The organism is Streptomyces sp. C1-1, from assembly GCF_050214755.1.
Taxonomy (GTDB): domain Bacteria; phylum Actinomycetota; class Actinomycetes; order Streptomycetales; family Streptomycetaceae; genus Streptomyces.
Genome location: NZ_CP189826.1, coordinates 8,211,210 through 8,232,236, shown reverse-complemented (window position 1 = coordinate 8,232,236; position 21,027 = coordinate 8,211,210). Strand labels below are relative to the sequence as shown.

The following is a 21,027-nucleotide window of genomic DNA, read 5'->3' as shown; positions in this document are numbered from 1 at the left end:
TGATTACCGCCGAGACCGGGCGGGAAGTGCTTGCTGTGGTCGAGGCCGCAGCGCCTTCACGGCCCCAGCCCAAGGGGGAGTTATCCATGCAGAGTCTTAAGCGCCCTGGTCGTACCGCGCCCAAGCGGCTCCAGCCGGTGGTCGAGCCCGAGCCGGAGGGCGTCGAACCCGACGAGTTCGACGACGAGCTCGACGCGTACGACACCTTCGAGATGTACCGGGTGATCTGCCCGGACTGCGCCCAGCCCATCGCCCTGCTGGCCGACGAGGAGGTGCTGCCGGAGCACGCGCTGTGCGCCTCGCCGTGGAATCCGTTCGGCCTCACCGTCTGCACCGGCACCGGCCGTCAGGCCTCCGAGGCGCGCTCGGCCGACGAGTCGGCGAAGCCCCAGGAGCACGACACCGCGCTGCTGTTGACGCTCCCTCAGGGACTCGACTGGCGGACGCAGCCCTTCTCGCACGTCGGCGGCCCGGGCTCGCGCCCGATGAGCGTGCCGGTGATGCGCCGTCAGGCCGCCTGAGCCGGCTCAGTACCGGTAACTGCCCTGCACCATGGCGCGCAGACTGCCGTGGTGCAGGATCAGTGTGTCCGGGTCCGCCGGGACGACGGCCTCGCCGAAGTGCACCTGCCGGTAGGCGACGCGCAGCATGACGATCGCGTGCCGCAGGGCGGCGTACAGGGTGTAGAAGTCCATGTCGCGCGGTGTGTGGCCGGTGAGTTCGGCGTAGCGGGCCTCGACGCGGTCGCGGCGCAGGAACTCGGGCAGGCCGTGCTGGCCGAAGGCGACCGTCAGGTCCTGGAAGAAGCGGTGCAGGTAGACGGTCCAGCCGAGGTCGACCTCGCGCGGGGCCAGGGCCGCCATCTCCCAGTCCAGGACGGCGACGGGGTCGAACCCGTCGTAGACGACGTTCCCGATGCGCGCGTCGCCCCAGTTGAGGACCGGTGTGCCCGGATGGTCCGGCCAGGTCTCCGCCAGCCGGTCGAAGGCCGCCTCGATCAGCGGTGAGCGGGACCGGCCGTCGACGACCCAGTCGTAGTAGGCGCGTTGGGCGGTGACGTGGCGGCGCAGCGCGTCGCCCTCTCCGGGCAGCGCGAGGAACGCGGCCCGCTCCGGCGGTACTTGGTCGTGCAGTCGCGCGAGCAGCCCGACCGAGGCGGCCTCCAGGCGCTCGCGTTCGGCGTCGCTCGCCGCGTGCAGCCAGTTGCCCTCGTAGGTGTACGGCATGACGTCCGGGGGCACGCGCCCCGCCACCCGCTCCATGACGAAGAACGGGGCGCCGAGCGGTGCGGGATCCTCCTCCAGCCACAGCACCTTCGGTACGGGCAGGTCGGTGTGTTCCGCGACCAGGCGCATGGTGCGGTACTGGCGCGGCATGTCGTACACCGGGAAGACGGTGTACGCCGCCGGGTCGGCCGCGAGTCTCAACGCGCAGGCCCGCAGCGGTGGTTCGGGGTGCTCGATGTCGAAGAGCAGGGTCTCGCTGGACATGCCGTTGGACCCGGGGACGCGGACGCCGGTCGCCTTCGCGCCGGGCAGGCGGGTGCCGAGCCAGGCGGTGAGGCGACGGGCGATGTCCTCGGGGTCGCGGGTGGTGGTGCGGGGGCGGGGCGCCGCGGGTGCCATGTCACATACCGCCTAGGGTGCGACCGACGTGAAGTCCGTGAACCCGCTCGGGTCGTGCCGCCCGAACGAGCCGTGCTCGAAGATGCCGTGCCCGACCCGTCCGTCGAGGCGGAAGCGTGCCGCGTGGTCGGTGACCCCGTAGGCGGCGAGCGGGTGGGCGGCCGTCAGGTCGTAGGTGCGCCGGTCGGTCCAGCCCCTGCCCCGCCAGGTGCCGTGCTGCCAGTCGTCGGCGGGCGGGTAGCCGGCTCCGACGGCGAGCGGGGAGGAGGTGAGGATCTCCACCTCCAGCTCCTGGGGTTTGCGGAGGTCGCCGAGGTGGACGAGGGCGCGCTCGGGGTGACGGGTGCCGGATTTGTAGGTGATCTCTGGCTGGGGCCAGCCCAGTTGGCGGTCCCGATGGCCGGGTCGGACGAGGGTGGCGTCGTTGAGGGTGCGGTAGCCGTCCGCGTCCTCCTGGACGACCACCATCAGGAACCGGTCCTCGAAGCGGACCGGGCACCACAGCCAGTGGAAGCCCTCGGTGGGGTGTTCCTCGGCGAGCCGGCCGCCCTCCTCCCCCGGCAGGGGTCGTACGCCCCAGCTGCGGTCGCGGGTCCCCGTCCAGCCCCCGGCCGTCACCCGGAACTCCTCGCCGGCGGCCCGGATGACGCCCTCCACGCTCCCCGCCTGCACGAACCGGCGCCCTTCCAGGGTGAGCCGGTCGCCGCGGCGCTGGAGGTGGTGGGGCTCCCACAGGGCGGGGAAGCCGGCGGTCCACACGAGGTCGTACGACAACGACTCGTCGTCGCAGCGCAGCCGGATCCGGCGCAGCGGCTCCTCCACCTCGATGCGCAGCGGGCCCACCGCGAGTTGCATGCGGTCCTCGCCGAGCGCGTCCGACGCCCGGACGGCGTGCAGCGCCTCGCCCGCGCGCAGGGTCGCGTAGGTGTCGATCACGCCGACGTTCGGGTAAACGCCGAGTCCGGTGATCAGCAGTGCCCGTCCCTCGTGGTCGAGGACGTGGAAGATGCACCGGTCGTAGGCGTTGCGGTCGCCGGTCGCGACGTGCCTCATGGACAGGGCGACCTGGTGCACGGGGTACTCGTCGAGCGGTACGGGACGGTCGTCGGCCATGCCACACCTCCCTGGAGACGGCTTGGCTGACGGTACGTCAGGTGGCGTCGGCCCACCAGATCCGCGGCCGGACATCCACGAACTCACGGTCGATTCCGCGGACGGGTGACCTGTCCCCTCGCCCGTCCGTTGCCCTGGTATGACCTCAACCTACGCAGCGGCCGAGCGGCGACGCCGGGTGTTCGTGCCCTCGCCGACAGGAACGGTTCCGCATGTCCCGGCGGCCCTCCAGGACCCGCCCATCTACCGTGAGTTGCTGCGGGCCTGGGCCGACCGGGGCCGCACCCTGCCCGGGCGCCACGATCCGGAGTGGGCCCGGCTCGCGGCGCCGCAGGTCAGAACGGGTGAGTTCAGCGGGTTTCCGGGCCCGCGAGATGACGGGCGATGACCATCCGCTGGATCTGGTTGGTGCCCTCGACGATCTGCAGGACCTTGGCCTCGCGCATGTAGCGCTCGGCCGGGAAGTCGGCGGTGTAGCCGTAGCCGCCGAGGATCTGCACGGCGTCCGTGGTGACCTTCATCGCGGTGTCGGTGCAGTGCAGCTTGGCCATGGCCGCCTGCTTGGCGAACGGCCGTCCGGCGTCGCGCAGCCGCGCCGCCGTCAGATACAGCGCCCGGCCCGCCTCGATCTGGGTCGCCATGTCGGCGATCATGAAGCGCAGGCCCTGGAAATCGGCGATCGGCCGCCCGAACTGCCGCCGGTCCGTGGCGTACGCGACCGCCTCGTCGAGCGCCGCCTGGGCCAGGCCGATCGCGCAGGCCGCGATGCCGAGCCGGCCGGCATCGAGCGAGGACAGGGCGATCGCGAAGCCCTGGCCCTCCTCCCCGATCCGCCGCTCGTCCGGCACGCGCACCCCGTCGAAGTGGACCTGGGCGGTCGGTGAGCCCTTCATGCCCATCTTCCTCTCGGGCGCGGCGGCGCTGAGGCCCTCGGCGTCACCCGGGACCAGGAAGACGCTGATCCCGCGCGAGCCCTCCTCGCCCGTGCGGGCCATGACCGTGTAGAAGTCGGCGACCCCGCCGTGCGTGATCCAGGCCTTGGTGCCGCTGATCACCCAGTGGTCACCGTCCCGGACCGCCCTGGTGCGCAGGGAGGCCGCGTCGGAGCCGGAGGAGGGCTCCGAGAGGCAGTACGCCCCCAGCAAGCCCCCGCCGAGCATCGCGGGCAGGTACTCGATCTGCTGCTGCTTGGAGCCGTAGGCGGCGAGCGCGTAGCAGGCCAGGGTGTGGACGCTGACCCCGAGGCCCACGGTGAGACGGGCGGCGGCGAGCTCCTCGAGCACCTGGAGGTAGACCTCGTAGGGCTGGTCGCCCCCGCCGTACTCGGAGTCGTAGGGCAGGCCGAGCAGCCCGGACTTGGACAGCAGCGTGAAGACCTCGCGCGGGAAGCGTCCCGCGTCCTCCTCCTCGGCCGCCTTCGGAGCGATCTCCCGCTGGGCGATGTCGCGGACGAGCGAGATCAGATCCCGGGCCTCGTCCGTGGGCAGTTCACGGTCCACCGGCTGCGCGGCGCGATCGGGCATGGCGACGCTCTCCTCCCTCTTTAGGGCACATCGGCGGACGTGCGCCTTGGGTGGGGGCGGCCGCCGGGTCTTCAACGGGCCCAGCCGACGCTCGCTCTCCCGGGTCTCGGAAGCTGCTGACCAGCGGCTGTGCGCTGTGAGTATGCCCGATCGGGGGCGCCCCGTCACCAGTTAACGACCGCTCACTTCAAGAATATCCGAACCGGCCCGGGACCTCGTCCGGTGTCCGTCGGATTGGTCCGCACCATTGACCCGACTGGTCTAGTCCTCCTAGTGTTCATGACCAACGCTTTACCGCGTTCATGCCAATCGGCGCGCGTTCCCCTCTCCCCCACGAGGAGACACCCGATGCACGTTTCGCACCGCCCCCGCGCCTCCGTGCGGGCACTCGCCTCCGCCGCCTGCTGCGCGGTCCTCGGCGCCGGGCTGCTGGCCGGCGCCGGCCCCGCCGCCGCCAGACCCTCGGCCCGGGAGGCGGCCGGCTCCAAGGTCGTCGGCTACTTCACCGAATGGGGCACCTACGACCGCAAGTACTACGTCAAGAACGTCGAGACGTCCGGCTCGGCGGCGAAGCTCACGCACATCAACTACGCCTTCGGCAACGTCACCGGCGGCAAGTGCGCGATGGGCGACTCCTACGCGGCGACCGACCGCGCCTACACGGCCGCCGAGTCGGTGGACGGCGTCGCCGACACCTGGGACCAGCCGCTGCGCGGCAACTTCAACCAGTTGCTGAAGCTGAAGAAGAAGCACCCGGGGCTGAAGGTCCTGTGGTCCTTCGGCGGCTGGACCTGGTCCAGCGGCTTCGGCGAGGCCGCGAAGAACCCGGCCGCGTTCGCCCAGTCCTGCTACGACCTGGTGAAGAACTCCAAGTGGGCGGGCCTGTTCGACGGGATCGACATCGACTGGGAGTATCCCAACGCCTGTGGCAACACCTGCGACACCAGCGGCCGGGAGGCCTTCAAGAACCTGATGGCGGCGCTGCGTTCGAAGTTCGGCAGCGGCTCGCTCGTCACCGCCGCGATCACCGCGGACGCCACCGCCGGGGGCCGGATCGACGCGGCGGACTACGCGGGCGCGGCACAGTACGTGAACTGGTACAACCCGATGACGTACGACTACTTCGGCGCCTGGGACGCGAGCGGTCCGACGGCCCCGCACTCCCCGCTGACCTCCTACCCGGGCATCCCCAAGGCCGAGTTCAACACCTCCGCCACCATCGCCAAGCTCCGCGGACTGGGCGTCCCGGCCGCCAAGCTGCTGCTCGGCATCGGCTTCTACGGCCGCGGCTGGACGGGCGTGACCCAGGCGGCACCGGGCGGCACGGCGACCGGTCCGGCGGCGGGCACCTACGAGCAGGGCATCGAGGACTACAAGGTCCTCAAGACCAAGTGCCCGGCGAACGGCACGGTGGGCGGCACCGCCTACGCCAAGTGCGGCAACAACTGGTGGAGTTACGACACGCCCTCGACCATCGCGACGAAGATGACGTACAAGAACCAGCAGGGTCTCGGTGGCACGTTCTTCTGGGAGCTGAGCGGGGACACGGCGAGCGGCGAGCTGATCAGGGCCATCAACTGACCTTGCCGGTAAGGTGCTTGGGGCGAGGGCGCGGGACGGTCCGGGCGCCTCGCCTCAGGCGTCGCGGCGGGCCGGGGCCGGGGTCGGGTAGGCCGGGTCGAGTTCCTCGATGGCGCGCATCGAGCCGCCGAGAGTCTTGACCAGCAGCTCGCGCATCTGGGCGCGGGTCAGGGCGGGACGGTCGATCCAGTCGAGGGCGGCGCCCTCCACGCTGCACACCCAGCTGAACAGGCCCATGCGGGCCAGCGGCGATATGTCGGTGCAGCCGTAGGCGCCGTCGGCGATGGTCGCCACGATCGCCTCGCGCACCCCGTCCCGGATGGCCTGCACCTCGGCGTCGAAGCCGACTCCGCCGCTGACGATCGTGCGGTAGGCGGCCTGGTTGTGCTCGGCCCAGCGGAGGTAGCTCTCCATGGTGCGGTGCACCCGGTCGAGCTGCTCCAGTTCGGCACCGCTCGCCGCGAAGCCGATCAGGTCGGCGACCGAGTCGTGGATGATCGCCAGGTAGTAGCCGCGCTTGGACTGGAAGTAGTAGTAGATCAGCCCCTTGGCGACATGCGCCTGCTTGGCGATGTCGTCCATGGACAGGGCGTCGTAAGAGGTGTCGGCGAACAACTTCCGCCCGATGGCGATGAGTTCGGCGCGACGCGCCAGCGAGCGTTCGGTGCCGCGCGCTCGGGGACGGGCGCCGTCGCGCTGTTCGCTGATCTTCAATTTCGACCCTGGTCTCGGGCGGGGTGGCGGGACATCCGCAGTATGTCAGAACAACAACGTCCACTCGTTCGACTCTGATCGACGAGCGGGCGCGGGGCGGACCGGCGGCGTCCCGCGCCTCATCACAGCAGGCCGAGCTGGGTGACGAGCATGGCGACGACCATGACCAGGGCCCAGCCCATGACGTGCTCGAAGACCTTCGGGCCGGCGTTCTCGGGGCCGCCGGTGCGCGTGCGGACGGCGGTGGCGGAGTGTGCGGTCATGGTGTCTCACTGAGGTCGGACGGGTGCGATGGACTCCCCCCACTGTTCTGTCCACCTTGCCACTCCTGACGGCTTTTGCGGCAGAGACGTCGGTCACAGCGTGAAGGCCCCGGTTCGTCCGGGGCCTTCACCTGCGAGCCCGTGCGTCAGCGCACGCCGACCGCGGCCAGCGCCCCGCGCATGCGGATGCCGAGCCGTGCGGGGAAGTACAGGTAGCAGACGCCGCCGCTGCCCGAGACGACCTTGCCTGAGGCGTTGTACCGCTTCGTGCGCAGCCAGATGTTCTCGAACTCGCGCCGCTCGTACACCCGTCGCACCGCCTGGTCGTCCGGCGAGAACGGGTCGTTGGCGATCACGTCGCCGTCGGCGGTGAAGCCGATGACGGTCATCAGGTGCCCCGCGGTGCCGTAACCCGCCCCGGTCAGCTCACCCTTGAGGAACGACTGGGACGTTATGGCCGGGATGCCGGCCGCGATCAGTGTCTCCAGGTCGGTGAGCGAGCCGAGCCGGGTGACGACGCCCTGCAACCCTTTGTACGTGGCCGCGTAGGCGGCGTTGAACGGCCAGTTGCCGCAGCCCTCGTACTGGTAGTCGTAGGTGTAGCGGGCAGCGTGATCGACCTGCGGGTCGGCGTAGGACGGGTCCACCCAGGACAGCTGCTCGGGAGTGAGCCGGCCGCCCCAGTACTCGATGATCATCTGCGAGGAGGTGGGGCTGCACCACGCCTCACCGCCGTTGTCGTACTCGGGATACTGCCCCTTGTGGATCTCCTGCGAGTACCGCGGGACGATCAGCTCCCTGGCCGGGCCGGGGGTGGAGGCCGGGACGGTGAAGCGGTCGGGCACGTCGGAGCCCATCGCGCCGAGCCGCCACACGAGGGGCGTGAGCCCGGTGCCGGGCCTGCGGTAGAGGGTGAGACGCAGGCGGTACGACACCAGGCGCAGGCCGGTGGTGGCGTCGTCGACGGCGAAGGTGTCGGTCCAGATGGTGCTCCTGCCGTCGCTCTGGCCGTCGACCGAGGTCCGCCTGATGTCCTGGTCGCCCGCCGCCCAGCGGCCCATCACGTACCAGGGGGTGTCGGTGCCGTCGGAGTACGTGCCGTGCAGTTCGACCTGAAGCCAGGTGCCGGCCGGGGTGTGCGCGTTCCAGGAGGCGATCGCCTCGGTGGCCGGGACGCGCAGCCGGTGCACCGGGGAGGTCCAGGTCGCGTACTCCCAGGTGGCGGTCGTGCCGGTGTGCGGGTCGGTGTAGTCCACCGCGCCCGCCGGACGCGCGATGGCGACGCCGGGACGGATGCCCGCGACGGCACGGGTGCCCTGCGCGCTGCCGGCGCGCCAGTCGGTGTACGAGGTCCAGGCGTGGTAGTCCACCGTGCGGGCGGGCTCCTCCGCGGCGTCCGCCGCGTCGGCCACCCCCGGGGTGACCGAGGGGCCCACCACCGCCGCGGCGACGGCCGCGGCGAGAACGGTTCTGCGGGACGGCTGTTCGGCTCTGCTCATGGGTGGAATGACCCCCAGGTGTCCGAGTCGGGGCAGGTCCGATCGCACAGCGGTGCAGCACTTTTGACATGCACCGTTGTGCGCCCACTATGGCCGCCGACCGGCCCTCCGGCCAGCACTTCGGGCCGAGCCGCGCCCGCCAATATTGGTCTGAACCACTGGCGTCACCTGCCAGGACGCGGACAGGGCAGGTCTAGACTGGCCATGCGGACCACACCCCTCCCCCGAGCCAAGGAGCGACGATTCAGCACCTCGCCTCCCGGCTCCGCCGGCTGCCCCCGTCCTGCGGCCCGGTCCGTCTGGTCGGCGTCGACGGACACGCCGGATCCGGGAAGACCACGTTCGCCGGGCAGTTGGCCCGGGCGCTCGACGACGCCCCGGTGCTGCACCTCGACGACATCGCCACCCACGACGAACTGTTCGACTGGACCGGCCGGCTCCGGGCCGAGGTGATCGACCCGCTCCGGCGCGGCGAGAGCGCGCACTACGCCCCCTACGACTGGCGTGCCCGCCGCCTCACCGCTCCCCGGGCCCTGCCGCCGGCCCCCGTGATCCTCGTCGAGGGCGTCGGCGCGGGCCGCCGCGCCCTGCGGCCGCACCTCGCCCACCTGCTGTGGATGGAGTTGCCGCACGAGGATTCCTGGACCCGCGGACGCCTGCGGGACGGGGAGGAGCAACGGGAGTTCTGGGCCGCGTGGGTTCCCGCGGAACGGCGACACTTCGCCGAGGATCCGTCGCGACCCTTCGCCGACCTGCTGGTACGGCAGGGCGAGAAGGGATACGTGGTACTGCCGGGACCTGCGCACACACTTGGACCGGACCAAGCGAACACGCACAGTGACGGACCATCCGCAGTGTGCTGAACTTGTGAAGATCGGCGCTTGCGAACTTCCCGGAGGGCCTCAACTCGGCTTGACCGAGGGGCCGTACAGGTCTTACGTTCTCAATGTGCGGTCAAGCGTGGCCGCCCACGCACGCGAAGCCCCCGGTTGTTCCCCCGTGATCGGGGGCTTCGTTCTGCCCTCACCCTCCCATTCGGACGCTGTGTGACGTGTTTTGCTCACCCTCGGTCACCGTCCGATCCGGGGCTCATCCGCTCCCACCTCGTCAAACGTCCTGTGCGGCACCCTTCGACGGGCGACACGGCGCAGGTACGATGCCCTCGGTGCGACCTGTACGACGGCTGCGCGCACCGCAACTCCGGTCCGCGGTACGGCGGTTCGATCAAGGAGGCCACCGGGTGACCGCCCGGCGGCCAACCGACGGGGGCACGGTTTGTGGGGGACGTGATGGACTTCGGCACGCGGGGCCCCGAGGCCCCGGCCGACCTCGCCTGGCTGCGAGGTGTGGACGCCTACACGATGGGCGCCTATCCACAGGCGGAGGAGGAGTTCCGGGCCGCGGTGCGGATGGACCCCGGGATGGCCGACGGCTGGCTCGGGCTGCACGCGCTGCGCGTCGACACGACGACCGCGCTGCTCAGGATGTTCCGCCACCGGGACCGCTTCGGGGAACAGCGCGCCCGGCACCGCCGCGCCCTCAACTCCTGGTACTGGCTCGGCTGGTGGGTGCAGCCCGTGCTGGAGAGCCCGCGCGACCTGCTGCTCGCGCACGCCTCGCACTGGCTGGACGGCCGCCACGTCCCCGAGCTGGACCGGGCGCTGGCCGGCCTGCCGCCCGTCGACACCGACCACCAGGTCCGCTTCCTGCACGCCTGCCGCGCCTATCTCGTCAAGGACTGGGACCAGCTCGTCCGCCACACCGACCCGCTGATCGACGACCCGCTGCTGGGCATCGAGGCCGGCCTGTTCGGCGGGATGGCACGGGTCCGGCTGGAGACGTACGGCCAGGCCGAACCGCTGCTGGCGGCCGCCCTGATGCGCTGCCGCAGCGAGCAGCCGCAGCGCAAGGAGCTGCGCTACTGGCTCGCCCGCGCCCACGAGGGGACGGGCCGCTCCGCCGCCGCGCTCCCGCTGTACCGGGCCGTGCACCGCGTCGACCCCGCCTTCATGGACACTTCGGCCCGGCTCGCGGCGATCGCCGAGGGCGACGGCTACGACGACGCCGACCTCGCGGCGATCGCGCTGTCCGGCGGCCAGGACGTCCTGGAGGGCCCCGACGGGTTCGACCCGCTCTTCGGCTCCGACGGCCGGGACCTCAGGTTCCCGGAGCCCGATCTGCCGCCGGCCGGGGCGATGCCGTCCGCGATCGACCCGCTGGTGCGGGAGAAGACCATCCCGGGCTCGCCGCTGCCCGCCGGGCCCACCGACCCCGCGCTGCTCGAGGAGGCGCTCGCCGAGCTCGAGCGCATGGTGGGCCTGGAACCCGTCAAGCGCCAGGTCAAGGCGCTGTCCGCGCAGTTGAACATGGCGCGGCTGCGGGCGGGCCAGGGACTGCCGGTCCAGCCGCCCAAGCGGCACTTCGTCTTCTCCGGCCCCTCCGGCACCGGCAAGACCACGGTGGCCCGCATCCTGGGCCGCGTCTTCTACGCCCTCGGGCTGCTCGGCGGCGACCACCTGGTGGAGGCCCAGCGCGCCGACCTGGTGGGCGAGTACCTGGGCCAGACGGCCGTGAAGGCCAACGAGCTGATCGACTCCGCCATCGGCGGCGTGCTCTTCGTCGACGAGGCCTACTCGCTCTCCAACTCCGGTTACGGCAAGGGCGACGCCTACGGCGACGAGGCGCTTCAGGTCCTGCTGAAGCGGGCCGAGGACAACCGGGACCACCTGGTGGTGATCCTGGCCGGCTACCCGGAGGGCATGGACCGGCTGCTGGCGGCCAACCCCGGGCTGTCGTCCCGCTTCACCACCCGCGTCGACTTCCCGTCCTACCGGCCCCTCGAACTCACCTCCATCGGTGAGGTGCTGGCCGCCGAGAACGGGGACGTGTGGGACGAGGAGGCGCTGGACGAGCTGCGCTCGATCGCCGGACACGTCGTCGACCAGGGATGGATCGACGAGCTGGGCAACGGACGGTTCCTGCGGACCCTGTACGAGAAGAGCTGCGCCTACCGGGACCTGCGGCTGTCGACGTATCCGGGGATGCTGTCCCGGGACGACTTGTCGACACTGCGCCTGCCGGATCTGATGCAGGCGTACGGCGAGGTGCTGTCGGGACGGGGGCCGCAGGACCCTTCGGGGACGTGACGGCCCCCTCCCGTCAGCCCGCCAACGCTCCTTCCGGCTCGCCGCTCGCCCGTGGCTCCGTGACCCGCACCTGCGGGGTGTCCCGGTGCGCGGGGTCCGTCACCTCGCCGACCAGCAGTTCCAGGACGTCCTCCAGCGCCACCAGACCGAGCACCTTGCCGGACCCGTCGGCCACCTGGGCCAGATGGGTGGCGGCGCGGCGCATGACCGTCAGGGCGTCGTCCAGGGGGAGGTCGGAGCGCAGGGTCGTCATCGGCCGCCACAGCTGCTGCGGCACCGCCCGGTCGGAGTCCTCCAGGTCGAGTACGTCCTTCACGTGCAGGTAGCCCATGAAGGCGCCGTTGTCCGCGGCGACCGGGAAACGGGAGTACCCGGTGCGGGCGGTGAGCTCGACGATCCGGCCCGGCGTGACCGAGGGCGGGACCGTCACCAGCGACTCGCGGCCCAGGAGCACGTCCGTCACCGGGCGGGAGCCCAGCTCCAGCGCGTCCTCCAGGCGTTCCTGCTCCTCGGGGTCGAGGAGGCCGGCCTGACCGGAGTCCTCCACCAGCCGGTTGAGCTGCTCGCTGGTGAAGACGGCCTCCACCTCGTCCTTGGGCTCGACGCGGAAGAGCCGCAGGATGCCCCGGGCGCAGGCGCCGAGGGCGACGGTGATCGGCTTGCAGAGGCGGGCGAAGTAGACCAGGCCGGGGCTGAGCCACAGGGCGGCCTTCTCGGGGGCCGCCATGGCCAGGTTCTTCGGGACCATCTCGCCGATGACGAGGTGGAAGAAGACCACCGCGGCGAGGGCGATGACATAACCCAGGGGGTGGATCATGCCCTCGGGCAGGTGGATCCACTCGAAGACCGGTTCCAGCAGGTGGGCCACCGTCGGTTCGGCGACGGCGCCCAGGGTCAGCGAGCAGACCGTGATGCCGAACTGGGCCGCCGCCATCATCTGGGGCAGCCGTTCCAGGCCGTAGAGGACCTGGCGGGCCCGTGCCGTGCCGAGCGGTTCGATCTGGCTGCGGCGGACGGAGACCAGGGCGAACTCGGCGCCGACGAAGAAGCCGTTGGCGAGCACGAGCAGGGCGGCGAACAGGAGTTGCAGCACGCTCATCGGGTGACCTCCACGACCGACCCGGTGCGCACCAGGCGGACCCGCTCGGCGCGGTAGTGGCCGACGCGGCGCACGGTGAGCCGCCAGCCGGGCAGTTCGGCCCGGTCGCCTGCGGCCGGGATGCGGCCGAGCAGGTCGGCGACGAGTCCGGCGACGGTCTCGTAGGGCCCCTCGGGCACGTCGAGGCCTATGCGCTGCAGGATGTCGACCCGGCAGCTGCCGTCGGCGTCCCAGGCGGGCCTGCCGTCCTCCGGCGGGGCGGCGGCGAGCTCGGGCACGTCCTGGCCGTCGTGCTCGTCGCGGACCTCGCCGACGATCTCCTCGACGATGTCCTCCAGCGTCACCACGCCCGCCGTGCCGCCGTACTCGTCGACGACGACGGCGATGGGCTGCTCGCTGCGCAGCTGGGCCAGCAATGGCTGGACCGGCAGGGTCTCGGGGACCAGCAGGGCCGGACGGGCGATGCGGACGACGGGGGTACGCAGCCGGTCGTGTGCCGGCACCGCGAGCGCGTCCTTCAGGTGCACCATGCCGACGACCTCGTCGATCTTCTCCTTGTAGACGGGGAAGCGGGACAGGCCGGTGGCGCGGGTCAGGTTCACCACGTCCTCGGCGGTCGCCGAGGACTGCAGCGCGCTGACCTTCACGCGCGGGGTCATGACGTGCTGCGCGGTCAGCTCACCGAGGGACAGCGTCCGTACGAAGAGGTCGGCGGTGTCCTGCTCCAGGGCGCCGGCCTGCGCGGAGTGCCGGGCCAGGGAGACGAGTTCGCCGGGGGTGCGGGCGGAGGCCAGTTCCTCGGCGGGCTCGACGCCCAGCGCGCGCACCAGCCGGTTGGCGACCGTGTTCAGCGCGGCGATGACCGGGCGGAACAGGCGGGCGAAGACGTGCTGCGGGCCGGCCACGAAGCGGGCGACCTGCATGGGCTTGGACACCGCCCAGTTCTTCGGCACGAGTTCGCCGATCACCATCTGCACGGCCGAGGCCAGCAGCATCCCGACGACGACCGCGATGCCGGAGACCGCGCCCGCGGGGATGCCGACGGCCGTGAACGGGCCGTGCAGCAGCCGGGCGAGCGCCGGTTCGGCGAGCATGCCGACGACGAGGGAGGTGATGGTGATGCCGAGCTGGGTGCCGGAGAGCTGGAAGGACAGTTCCTTCAGCGACTCGGCGACCCTGCGGGCGCGTTTGTCGCCCTCGGCGGCGGCCTTCTCGGCGTCCGTGGACTCCACCGTGACCAGACCGAACTCGGCGGCCACGAAGAAGCCGTTCGCCAGGATCAGCAGGAACGCCGCTCCGAGGAGCAGCAGGGGGGTGGTCATGATGCCGCCACCTCGGTATGTCGGGAGGGGGCGGCGCAGGTACTACAGGACGATCCGTCCATCGCTGGAGGGAGTCACTCCTCGGGTAGCAGGGGCAGCCGGTGTCCGCGGGAGCACCGGCGGCGGAGGCGCGACGAAAACGCCTCCGCCAACAGATTAATCAAGACAGGGGTCTCTAGGGCAGATCCCTCGTCGAGCGGGCCTCGGCGAGCGCGCGCAGGGTGCGCGCGTCGGCGATGGCCCGGTCCCGGGCGATGCCGGGCTGGATGCCGAGCACCGGCAGGCTGGTGCCGTCGCTGAGGTCGAGGAACACCCAGGGGTCGCCGGGCCGCAGATTGACGTGCAGGATCTCGGGCCAGTCCAGGTGCCGCCTGGTGGCGATGTTGACCACGGTGACGCCGGTCTCGTCGGCGACCACCTTCACGCGTGCGAGCAGTGCCAGCACGCCGGCCATCAGGGCGCCGGTGACGATGAAGCTGAGCCGCTCCCCCGGGCCGAGGCCCTCCAGCAGGAGGGCGACCGCCGTGATGACCACGAAGATCGCGACACCTGCGGTGAGCAGGACCGCGCGGGTGCGGCCCGGCCGGAACGTGACGGGAAGGGTGGGCAGGTCGGACATCTCTCTACGGCTCTCCGGGGCTTCCTGCTGCGGTCAGAGACGGTTGTCAGAGACGGCAGGCGTGGATGGCCGTGGTCAGGATGGCCCGGGCGCCGATGTCGTACAGGTCGTCCATGATCCGCTGGGCCTCTTTGGCGGGGACCATCGCGCGGACGGCGACCCAGCCCTCGTTGTGCAGCGGGGAGACGGTCGGGGACTCCAGGCCGGGGGTGAGGGCGACGGCCTTCTCCAGCTGCTCGACCCGGCAGTCGTAGTCCATCATCACGTACGTCCGGGCGACCAGGACGCCCTGCAGACGGCGCAGGAACTGCTGCACCTTGGGCTCCTCGCCGTCCGCGCCGGTGCGGCGGATGACGACGGCCTCGGACTTCATGATCGGCTCACCGAAGACCTCCAGGCCGGCGTTGCGCAGCGAGGTGCCGGTCTCGACGACGTCGGCGATGACCTCGGCGACACCGAGCTCGATGGCGGTCTCCACGGCGCCGTCGAGGTGGACGACGGAGGCGTCGACGCCGTTGTCGGCCAGGTGGCCGGCGACGATGCCCTCGTAGGAGGTGGCGATCGTCTTGCCCTTGAGGTCCGCCAGGCCCGCCGCGGCGCCCGGCTTGGAGGCGAAGCGGAAGGTGGAGCGGGCGAAGCCGAGCGGCAGGATCTCCTCGGCGTCGGCGCCGGAGTCGACCAGCAGGTCGCGGCCGGTGATGCCGATGTCGAGCTGCCCGGAGGAGACGTAGATCGCGATGTCGCGGGGGCGGAGGTAGAAGAACTCGACGTCGTTCGACGGGTCGACGGTCCGCAGTTCCTTGGACTCCCGGCGCTGCCGGTAGCCGGCCTCATGCAGCATCTCCGCCGCAGGGCCTGAGAGGGAACCCTTGTTGGGGACGGCGATGCGCAGCATGAGGTCGGCTTCCTTCGCGTTTGTTTCGTGTGGGAACGGGGGTGTGACTTACAGGTGGGCGTAGACGTCGTCCAGGGAGATCCCGCGGGCGACCATCATCACCTGGACGTGGTACAGCAGCTGCGAGATCTCCTCGGCGGCCGCCTCCTTGCCCTCGTACTCGGCGGCCATCCAGACCTCGGCGGCCTCCTCGACGACCTTCTTGCCGATGGCATGGACGCCCTTGCCGACCAGTTCTGCGGTGCGGGAAGTGGCGGGATCGCCGTGGGCGGCCTTGTGCTGGAGCTCGGTGAAGAGCTCCTCGAACGTCTTATTGGACATGGTGAGCGTCAGACTACGCCAAAGGGACGTTGGCTCAGTGCCACGGTTCAGATACTGAGCGGAGGGTGGCCGCGGTCGCCACGGCCGCCGTCACCGCCTCGTGTCCCTTGTCCTCGTTGGAGCCCTCCAGGCCGGCCCGGTCCAGGGCCTGCTCCTCGTTGTCACAGGTCAGCAGGCCGAAGCCGACCGGGACGCCGGTGTCGACGGAGACCTGGGTGAGGCCCTGGGTGACGCCCTGGCACACGTAGTCGAAGTGCGGGGTGCCGCCGCGGATGACGACGCCGAGGGCGACGATCGCGTCGTAGCCGCGGCCCGCGAGGACCTTGGCGACCACCGGGAGCTCCCAGCTGCCGGGGACCCTCAGCAGGGTCGGCTCGTCGATGCCGAGGTCGTGCAGGGCGCGCAGGGCGCCGTCCACCAGGCCGTCCATCACCTTCTCGTGCCACTGCGCCGCGATGACGGCGACCCGCAGGTCTCCGACGTTGCGTACGGACAGCTCCGGTGCGCCCTTGCCGCTCACGTTCTCTTGTCTCCTCGAGGTGCTGTTACTGGTTGTTGCAGGTGGACGCCGGGACGGCGTCCAGCCAGGGCAGGTCGTGTCCCATCCGGTCCCGCTTGGTGCGCAGGTAGCGGAGGTTGTGCTCGCCCGCCTGTACGGGCATCGGCTCGCGACCGGTGACCTTGAGGCCGTGACGGACGAGCGCGTCGGTCTTGTCGGGGTTGTTCGTCATCAGCCGGAGGCTGCGGACGCCGAGGTCCTGAAGGATCTGGGCGCCGGCGCCGTAGTCCCGGGCGTCGGCGGGCAGGCCGAGCTCCAGGTTGGCGTCGAGGGTGTCGCGGCCGCGCTCCTGGAGTTCGTAGGCGCGCAGCTTGGACAGCAGGCCGATGCCGCGTCCCTCGTGGCCGCGCAGGTAGACGACCACGCCCCGGCCCTCTTCCTGGATGCGGTCCAGGGAGGCGTTCAGCTGGGGGCCGCAGTCGCAGCGCAGGGAGGCGAAGATGTCGCCGGTCAGGCACTCGGAGTGGACGCGGACCAGGACGTCCTCGCCGTCGCCGATCTCGCCGTGGACGAGGGCGACGTGCTCGACGCCGTCGACGGTGGAGCGGTAGCCGTAGGCCGTGAACTCGCCGTGGGCGGTGGGCAGCCGGGTCTCGGCCTCGCGGCGGACGGTGGGCTCGGCGCTGCGGCGGTAGGCGATCAGGTCCTCGATGGAGATGATCGTCAGACCGTGCTTGCGGGCGAACGGGATCAGTTCGGGCAGGCGCAGCATGCGGCCGTCCTCACCGGCGATCTCGACGATCGCGCCGGCCGGGCGCAGGCCCGCGAGCCGGGCGAGGTCGACGGCGGCCTCGGTGTGGCCGTTGCGGGTGAGCACGCCGCCGGGCCTGGCGCGCAGCGGGAAGATGTGCCCGGGGCGCACGAAGTCGCCCGGCTCGGCGTCGCCGCTCGCCAGGAGCCGCAGCGTGGTCGCGCGGTCGGCGGCGGAGATGCCGGTGGTCACGCCGTGGGCGCCGGAGGCGTCGACGGAGACGGTGAAGGCGGTCTTCATCGACTCCGTGTTGTCGTCGACCATCTGCGGCAGGTTCAGCCGGTCGAGTTCCTCGCTCTCCATGGGGGCGCAGATCAGGCCGCGGCACTCGCTCATCATGAAGGCGACGATCTCGGGGGTGATCTTCTCGGCGGCGATGACGAGGTCGCCCTCGTTCTCGCGGTCCTCGTCGTCGACGACCACGATGGGGCGGCCCGCCGCGATGTCGGCGACGGCCTGCTCGATCGGGTCGAGGGACCAGTCCTCGATGCCGTCCGCGCTGTACAGGATCGGTGCCGTGCTCATGCCGGCGCTCCTTCCAGGACGGGCTGCGGCGTCCTGCGGGAGCGCAGCCACCAGTCGCGCATGCCCCACAGGACGAGTGCGCCGTAGATGACGTAGACGAAGCCGGAGAAGGCGTAGCCGTTGGCGAAGTTGAGGGGGACGCCGACGACGTCGACGAGGAGCCAGGCGATCCAGAACTCGACCATGCCGCGCGCCTGGGCGTACATGGCGACGACGGTGCCGACGAAGATGTAGGCGTCCGGCCAGGGGTCCCAGGACAGGGACGGGTAGGCCTTGAAGAGCAGGGCGACGGCGACCGTGCCGGCCGCGGCGGCGGCGATCATCGCGCCGCGCTCGCGCCAGGTGGCGAACCGTGGCTTGATGTGGCCGTCCGCGGATCCGTCCTTGTCGCGGTTCCACCGCCACCATCCGTAGAGGGCGACCACCATGACGACGACCTGCTTGCCGGCGCTGCCGGCGAGGTGGCCGTAGAAGGCGATGAACAGGACGAGGCCGGAGAGGAACTGCACGGGCCAGGTCAGCAGGGAGCGGCGCCAGCCGAGGGCGAGGGTGATCAGGCCGAGGATGTTGCCGATCATGTCCGACCAGATGATGTGCTGGCCGAACATGACGAACGCCTGGGAGTTCAGCCAGTTCACTTGGCCGCCCCCTGACCGCTCGCGAGCAGGCGCTCGACGTACTTGGCGACGACGTCGACCTCGAGGTTGACCGGGTCGCCGGGCTGCTTGATGCCCAGGGTGGTCAGGGCGAGGGTGGTGGGGATGAGGCTGATCGTGAAGTAGTCGGGGCCGGCGTCGACGACGGTGAGGCTGATGCCGTCGACGGTGATGGAGCCCTTCTCCACGACGTAGCGCGAAAGGCCCGCCGGGAGCGAGATCTTGACGATCTCCCAGTTCTCGGAGGGCTTGCGCTCCAGGACCTCGCCCGTGCCGTCGACGTGGCCCTGCACGATGTGGCCGCCGAGCCGCGCGCCGACGGCCGTGGGGCGTTCGAGGTTGACGCGGGAGCCGGCCGCGATGGCGCCGAGGCTGGAGCGGTCGAGGGTCTCCGCCATGACGTCGGCGGTGAACTCGTCGCCCTCGTGGTCCACGACGGTGAGGCAGACGCCGTTGACGGCGATGGAGTCCCCGTGCTTCGCGCCCTCGGTGACTACGGGGCCGCGCACTCGGAAGCGACAGGCGTCGCCGAGGTTCTCGACCGCGGTGATCTCGCCCAGCTCTTCGACGATTCCGGTGAACACTTCCCGGGTCCTCCTGCCTCATTCGGGCACGGACTCCGGGGCTGTCGAAGACGACAGAGTACGAGCGAGGACACCGGGGGCGACGCCGGACAGACTCATCCACATGGATGAGCGCATACGGCGGCGCGCACGAATGCCCGCCCGCCGCGCACTGCCTCCCATCCGGACTTTAACCGTCGGTCCAGGAATTTCACCTGGTCAACCGGCCGCTGGAAGCGACCGGGTCGCGGACTGTAACCGCCGGTTCGGAATTTCACCGACCCCGGAGTGCGCTGCTTCTGGTACAGAGCCAGTGTGCCACGCCTGATCGGCGTCCATACGGGTGAGGGGTGTGGGTTGGCTCACAGCGGCCGCCGCTGGACTTCTCAACTCCCGCCCACCTGTTGGACCCTATGGTCTAGTCCTTTCTGGATCTCGCAGACCGGCCCGGCGGCGGTGACGACGGCCCTTGCCCGCCGCCGGGCCTCCCCACGGCGCGGTGGGCACGCTCTGGCAGGGTGGTGCCATGAGCAGCGCGACCGCCGAGGAGTTCGAGCTCCACCGCCCCCGTCTGTTCGGGCTGGCCTACCGCATGCTGGGCTCGGCCGAGGAGGCCGAGGACGCGGTCCAGGACGCGTATCTGCGCTTCAGCGGCGCCGATCGCGCGGGCATCGAGCATCCGGCGGCCTGGCTGGCCAAGGTCGTCACCAATCTCTGCCTCAACCGGCTGACGTCGGCGCGGGCGCGGCGCGAGCGGTATGTCGGGCCCTGGCTGCCGGAGCCCGTGGTCACCTCGGACGGTGCGCTCGGCCCGCTGGAGTCGGCCGAGCAGCGTGAGGCCGTGTCGATGGCGATGCTGGTCCTGCTGGAGCGGCTCACGCCGACCGAGCGGGCGGTGTACGTGCTGCGGGAGGCCTTCGGGTACGGCCACCGGGAGATCGCCGGGGTGCTGGACGTGACCGAGGCCAACTGCCGTCAGCTGTACCGGCGGGCGGTGCGGCGGGTGGGTGAGGACCGGTCGCGGTTCGAGCCGGTGCCCGAGCGGCAGGCGGAGCTCGTCGCCTCGTTCCTCAGCGCGGCCCGGGACGGTGATCTCGCGGGGCTGGAGAAGCTGCTCACGGCGGACGTGACCTGGTCGAGCGACGGCGGCGGCAAGGTCAGCGCGGCCCGGCGGCCGGTCGAGGGGCGCGAGAAGGTCGCGCGCCTCGCGGTGGGCGGCGCCGAGCGGTTCGCGGCGGGGCTGCGGTACACGCCGGCCGAGGTCAACGGCGAGTACGGGCTGGCCGCGTGGGCTGGCGACGTGCTGGCCGGTGTGGTCGCCTTCGAGGTGCGGGACGGTCTGATCGCCCATCTGCGGGTCGTGGTGAATCCGGACAAGCTGGACTTCGTACGGCGTCAGCTCGCGCGGCCGTAGCGGCGTGTCACATTTCGCCGGGGCCGCGCGGTCTCAGCTGACGTGGGGTGTTCCACCGGGGAGCGCCCGCGTTCGAAGGGACTGACGGCATGACCACGATCCTGGTGACCGGCGGGACGGGCACCCTCGGCCGACTCGTCACCGAGCGGCTGCGCGCGGACGGCCACGAGGTGCGCGTACTCAGCCGGCGCACCCGGCCCTACGCCGTCGACCTGCGCGAGGGCGGAGCCGGGCTGGACGCGGCGGTCGACGGCGTCGACACGGTCGTGCACTGCGCCTCCACGCAGACCGGCGGGGACGAGAGGGCGGCGGCGAACCTGATCGCGGCGGCGCGGCGGGCGGGCGTGAACCATCTGCTCTACATCTCGATCGTCGGTGTCGACCGGGTGCCGTTCCCGTACTACCGGACCAAGCTCGCCGTCGAGAAGGCGGTCGAGGAGTCGGGGCTCGGCTGGACGGTGCTGCGCACGACCCAGTTCCACGACCTTCCCGTGATGCTGTTCCGGACGCTGGCCAGGCTGCCGGTCCTGCTGCTGCCCGCGAGGGTGGCGGACCAGCCGATCGAGGTGGCCGAAGTGGCTGACCGGCTGGCCGAGTTGGCGCAGGGCGAGCCCGCCGGGCGGGTCGAGGACATGGGCGGTCCGCAGATCCGGACCCTGGAGTCGCTGGCCCGTTCCTACCTGAAGGCGACGGGGCGCAGGCGCACCGTGCTCAGCGTGCCGCTGTTCGGCAAGGCGTACCGGGCCTTCCGTGAGGGCGGCCACATGACCTCGGAACACGCGGTCGGGAAGGGGACGTTCGAGGAGTACCTGGCGCGGTTGCGGGGATGAACCGGCGTG

The 21,027-nt window shown here is 71.2% G+C and carries 21 protein-coding genes and 1 riboswitch; of the genes, 6 read left to right on the top strand and 15 right to left on the bottom strand.

All coding sequences use genetic code 11. The annotated features are described in order from the left end of the window. Positions 1-86: 86 nt before the first annotated feature. Positions 87-521 carry a hypothetical protein gene (locus ACQF4J_RS37470; RefSeq protein WP_351571244.1) on the top strand — a complete coding sequence of 145 codons (435 nt, stop codon included), beginning with the start codon at positions 87-89 and terminating at the stop codon, positions 519-521. 6 nt (positions 522-527) lie between these two features. Here the strand turns inward: ACQF4J_RS37470 and ACQF4J_RS37465 are convergent, their stop codons facing one another. The 3 genes from ACQF4J_RS37465 to ACQF4J_RS37455 all read right to left on the bottom strand — a co-directional run bounded on the left by ACQF4J_RS37465 (position 528) and on the right by ACQF4J_RS37455 (position 4,261). Beyond that, the gene (locus ACQF4J_RS37465) at positions 528-1,625 is read right to left on the bottom strand and encodes a phosphotransferase family protein (RefSeq protein WP_427167770.1); all 1,098 of its coding nucleotides are present in this window, start codon (positions 1,623-1,625) and stop codon (positions 528-530) included. Between the two features lie 12 nt (positions 1,626-1,637). Next, on the bottom strand, positions 1,638-2,738 hold the full coding sequence (locus ACQF4J_RS37460; protein ID WP_351805835.1) for a hypothetical protein: 1,101 nt from the start codon (positions 2,736-2,738) through the stop codon (positions 1,638-1,640). 350 nt (positions 2,739-3,088) lie between these two features. Further along, positions 3,089-4,261, bottom strand: a complete 1,173-nt coding sequence (locus ACQF4J_RS37455) for an acyl-CoA dehydrogenase (RefSeq protein WP_427167769.1) — start codon at positions 4,259-4,261, stop codon at positions 3,089-3,091. 348 nt (positions 4,262-4,609) lie between these two features. On the opposite strand from ACQF4J_RS37455, the gene ACQF4J_RS37450 reads away from it, so the two are divergent. Next, on the top strand, positions 4,610-5,842 hold the full coding sequence (locus ACQF4J_RS37450) for a glycoside hydrolase family 18 protein (protein ID WP_351571256.1): 1,233 nt from the start codon (positions 4,610-4,612) through the stop codon (positions 5,840-5,842). Between the two features lie 54 nt (positions 5,843-5,896). Here the strand turns inward: ACQF4J_RS37450 and ACQF4J_RS37445 are convergent, their stop codons facing one another. The 3 genes from ACQF4J_RS37445 to ACQF4J_RS37435 form a co-directional block, all read right to left on the bottom strand. After that, the gene (locus ACQF4J_RS37445; RefSeq protein WP_427167768.1) at positions 5,897-6,556 is read right to left on the bottom strand and encodes a TetR/AcrR family transcriptional regulator; all 660 of its coding nucleotides are present in this window, start codon (positions 6,554-6,556) and stop codon (positions 5,897-5,899) included. Between the two features lie 122 nt (positions 6,557-6,678). Next, positions 6,679-6,819 (bottom strand): SCO1431 family membrane protein, encoded by a 141-nt coding sequence (locus ACQF4J_RS37440; RefSeq protein WP_351571262.1) that lies wholly within the window; start codon positions 6,817-6,819, stop codon positions 6,679-6,681. Positions 6,820-6,965: 146 nt separating this feature from the next. Beyond that, entirely contained in the window at positions 6,966-8,318 is a 1,353-nt protein-coding gene (locus tag ACQF4J_RS37435) for a peptidase C39 family protein (RefSeq protein ID WP_427167767.1), read from the bottom strand. A gap of 242 nt (positions 8,319-8,560) precedes the next feature. Here ACQF4J_RS37435 and ACQF4J_RS37430 point away from each other — a divergent pair, with 242 nt between their 5' ends. Together ACQF4J_RS37430 and ACQF4J_RS37425 are read left to right on the top strand one after the other, a co-directional pair. Next, positions 8,561-9,181: a uridine kinase family protein gene (locus tag ACQF4J_RS37430; RefSeq protein ID WP_351571411.1), complete on the top strand. Its 621-nt coding sequence runs from the start codon at positions 8,561-8,563 to the stop codon at positions 9,179-9,181. 426 nt (positions 9,182-9,607) lie between these two features. Further along, positions 9,608-11,464 carry an AAA family ATPase gene (locus ACQF4J_RS37425; protein WP_427167766.1) on the top strand — a complete coding sequence of 619 codons (1,857 nt, stop codon included), beginning with the start codon at positions 9,608-9,610 and terminating at the stop codon, positions 11,462-11,464. A gap of 13 nt (positions 11,465-11,477) precedes the next feature. Here the strand turns inward: ACQF4J_RS37425 and ACQF4J_RS37420 are convergent, their stop codons facing one another. From ACQF4J_RS37420 to ACQF4J_RS37380, 9 genes are all read right to left on the bottom strand, one after another. After that, positions 11,478-12,563: a hemolysin family protein gene (locus tag ACQF4J_RS37420; RefSeq protein WP_351571271.1), complete on the bottom strand. Its 1,086-nt coding sequence runs from the start codon at positions 12,561-12,563 to the stop codon at positions 11,478-11,480. Further along, positions 12,560-13,885 carry a hemolysin family protein gene (locus tag ACQF4J_RS37415; protein WP_351571274.1) on the bottom strand — a complete coding sequence of 442 codons (1,326 nt, stop codon included), beginning with the start codon at positions 13,883-13,885 and terminating at the stop codon, positions 12,560-12,562. Before ACQF4J_RS37415 ends, ACQF4J_RS37420 begins: the two co-directional genes overlap by 4 nt. A gap of 175 nt (positions 13,886-14,060) precedes the next feature. Then, positions 14,061-14,504 (bottom strand): PH domain-containing protein, encoded by a 444-nt coding sequence (locus ACQF4J_RS37410; protein ID WP_351571282.1) that lies wholly within the window; start codon positions 14,502-14,504, stop codon positions 14,061-14,063. Between the two features lie 46 nt (positions 14,505-14,550). Then, complete coding sequence (hisG, locus tag ACQF4J_RS37405; protein ID WP_200698265.1) at positions 14,551-15,399, bottom strand: ATP phosphoribosyltransferase; 849 nt, start codon at positions 15,397-15,399, stop codon at positions 14,551-14,553. 48 nt (positions 15,400-15,447) lie between these two features. Then, complete coding sequence (locus tag ACQF4J_RS37400; RefSeq protein ID WP_030946750.1) at positions 15,448-15,720, bottom strand: phosphoribosyl-ATP diphosphatase; 273 nt, start codon at positions 15,718-15,720, stop codon at positions 15,448-15,450. A 34-nt stretch (positions 15,721-15,754) separates the two neighbouring features. Beyond that, positions 15,755-16,240, bottom strand: coding sequence for a 6,7-dimethyl-8-ribityllumazine synthase (gene ribH / locus ACQF4J_RS37395; protein WP_058926549.1), 486 nt, complete (start codon positions 16,238-16,240; stop codon positions 15,755-15,757). 25 nt (positions 16,241-16,265) lie between these two features. After that, positions 16,266-17,555 (bottom strand): bifunctional 3,4-dihydroxy-2-butanone-4-phosphate synthase/GTP cyclohydrolase II, encoded by a 1,290-nt coding sequence (locus ACQF4J_RS37390; RefSeq protein WP_351571286.1) that lies wholly within the window; start codon positions 17,553-17,555, stop codon positions 16,266-16,268. Next, the gene (gene pnuC, locus ACQF4J_RS37385; RefSeq protein ID WP_351805845.1) at positions 17,552-18,193 is read right to left on the bottom strand and encodes a nicotinamide riboside transporter PnuC; all 642 of its coding nucleotides are present in this window, start codon (positions 18,191-18,193) and stop codon (positions 17,552-17,554) included. Before pnuC ends, ACQF4J_RS37390 begins: the two co-directional genes overlap by 4 nt. After that, positions 18,190-18,795 carry a riboflavin synthase gene (locus ACQF4J_RS37380; RefSeq protein WP_351571292.1) on the bottom strand — a complete coding sequence of 202 codons (606 nt, stop codon included), beginning with the start codon at positions 18,793-18,795 and terminating at the stop codon, positions 18,190-18,192. Before ACQF4J_RS37380 ends, pnuC begins: the two co-directional genes overlap by 4 nt. A gap of 144 nt (positions 18,796-18,939) precedes the next feature. Further along, positions 18,940-19,070: riboswitch (FMN riboswitch) on the bottom strand. Positions 19,071-19,300: 230 nt separating this feature from the next. On the opposite strand from ACQF4J_RS37380, the gene ACQF4J_RS37375 reads away from it, so the two are divergent. Then, on the top strand, positions 19,301-20,188 hold the full coding sequence (locus ACQF4J_RS37375; protein WP_351571295.1) for an RNA polymerase sigma-70 factor: 888 nt from the start codon (positions 19,301-19,303) through the stop codon (positions 20,186-20,188). A gap of 89 nt (positions 20,189-20,277) precedes the next feature. Continuing rightward, on the top strand, positions 20,278-21,018 hold the full coding sequence (locus tag ACQF4J_RS37370; protein ID WP_351571297.1) for an SDR family oxidoreductase: 741 nt from the start codon (positions 20,278-20,280) through the stop codon (positions 21,016-21,018). The last annotated feature ends 9 nt before the right edge of the window (positions 21,019-21,027 follow it).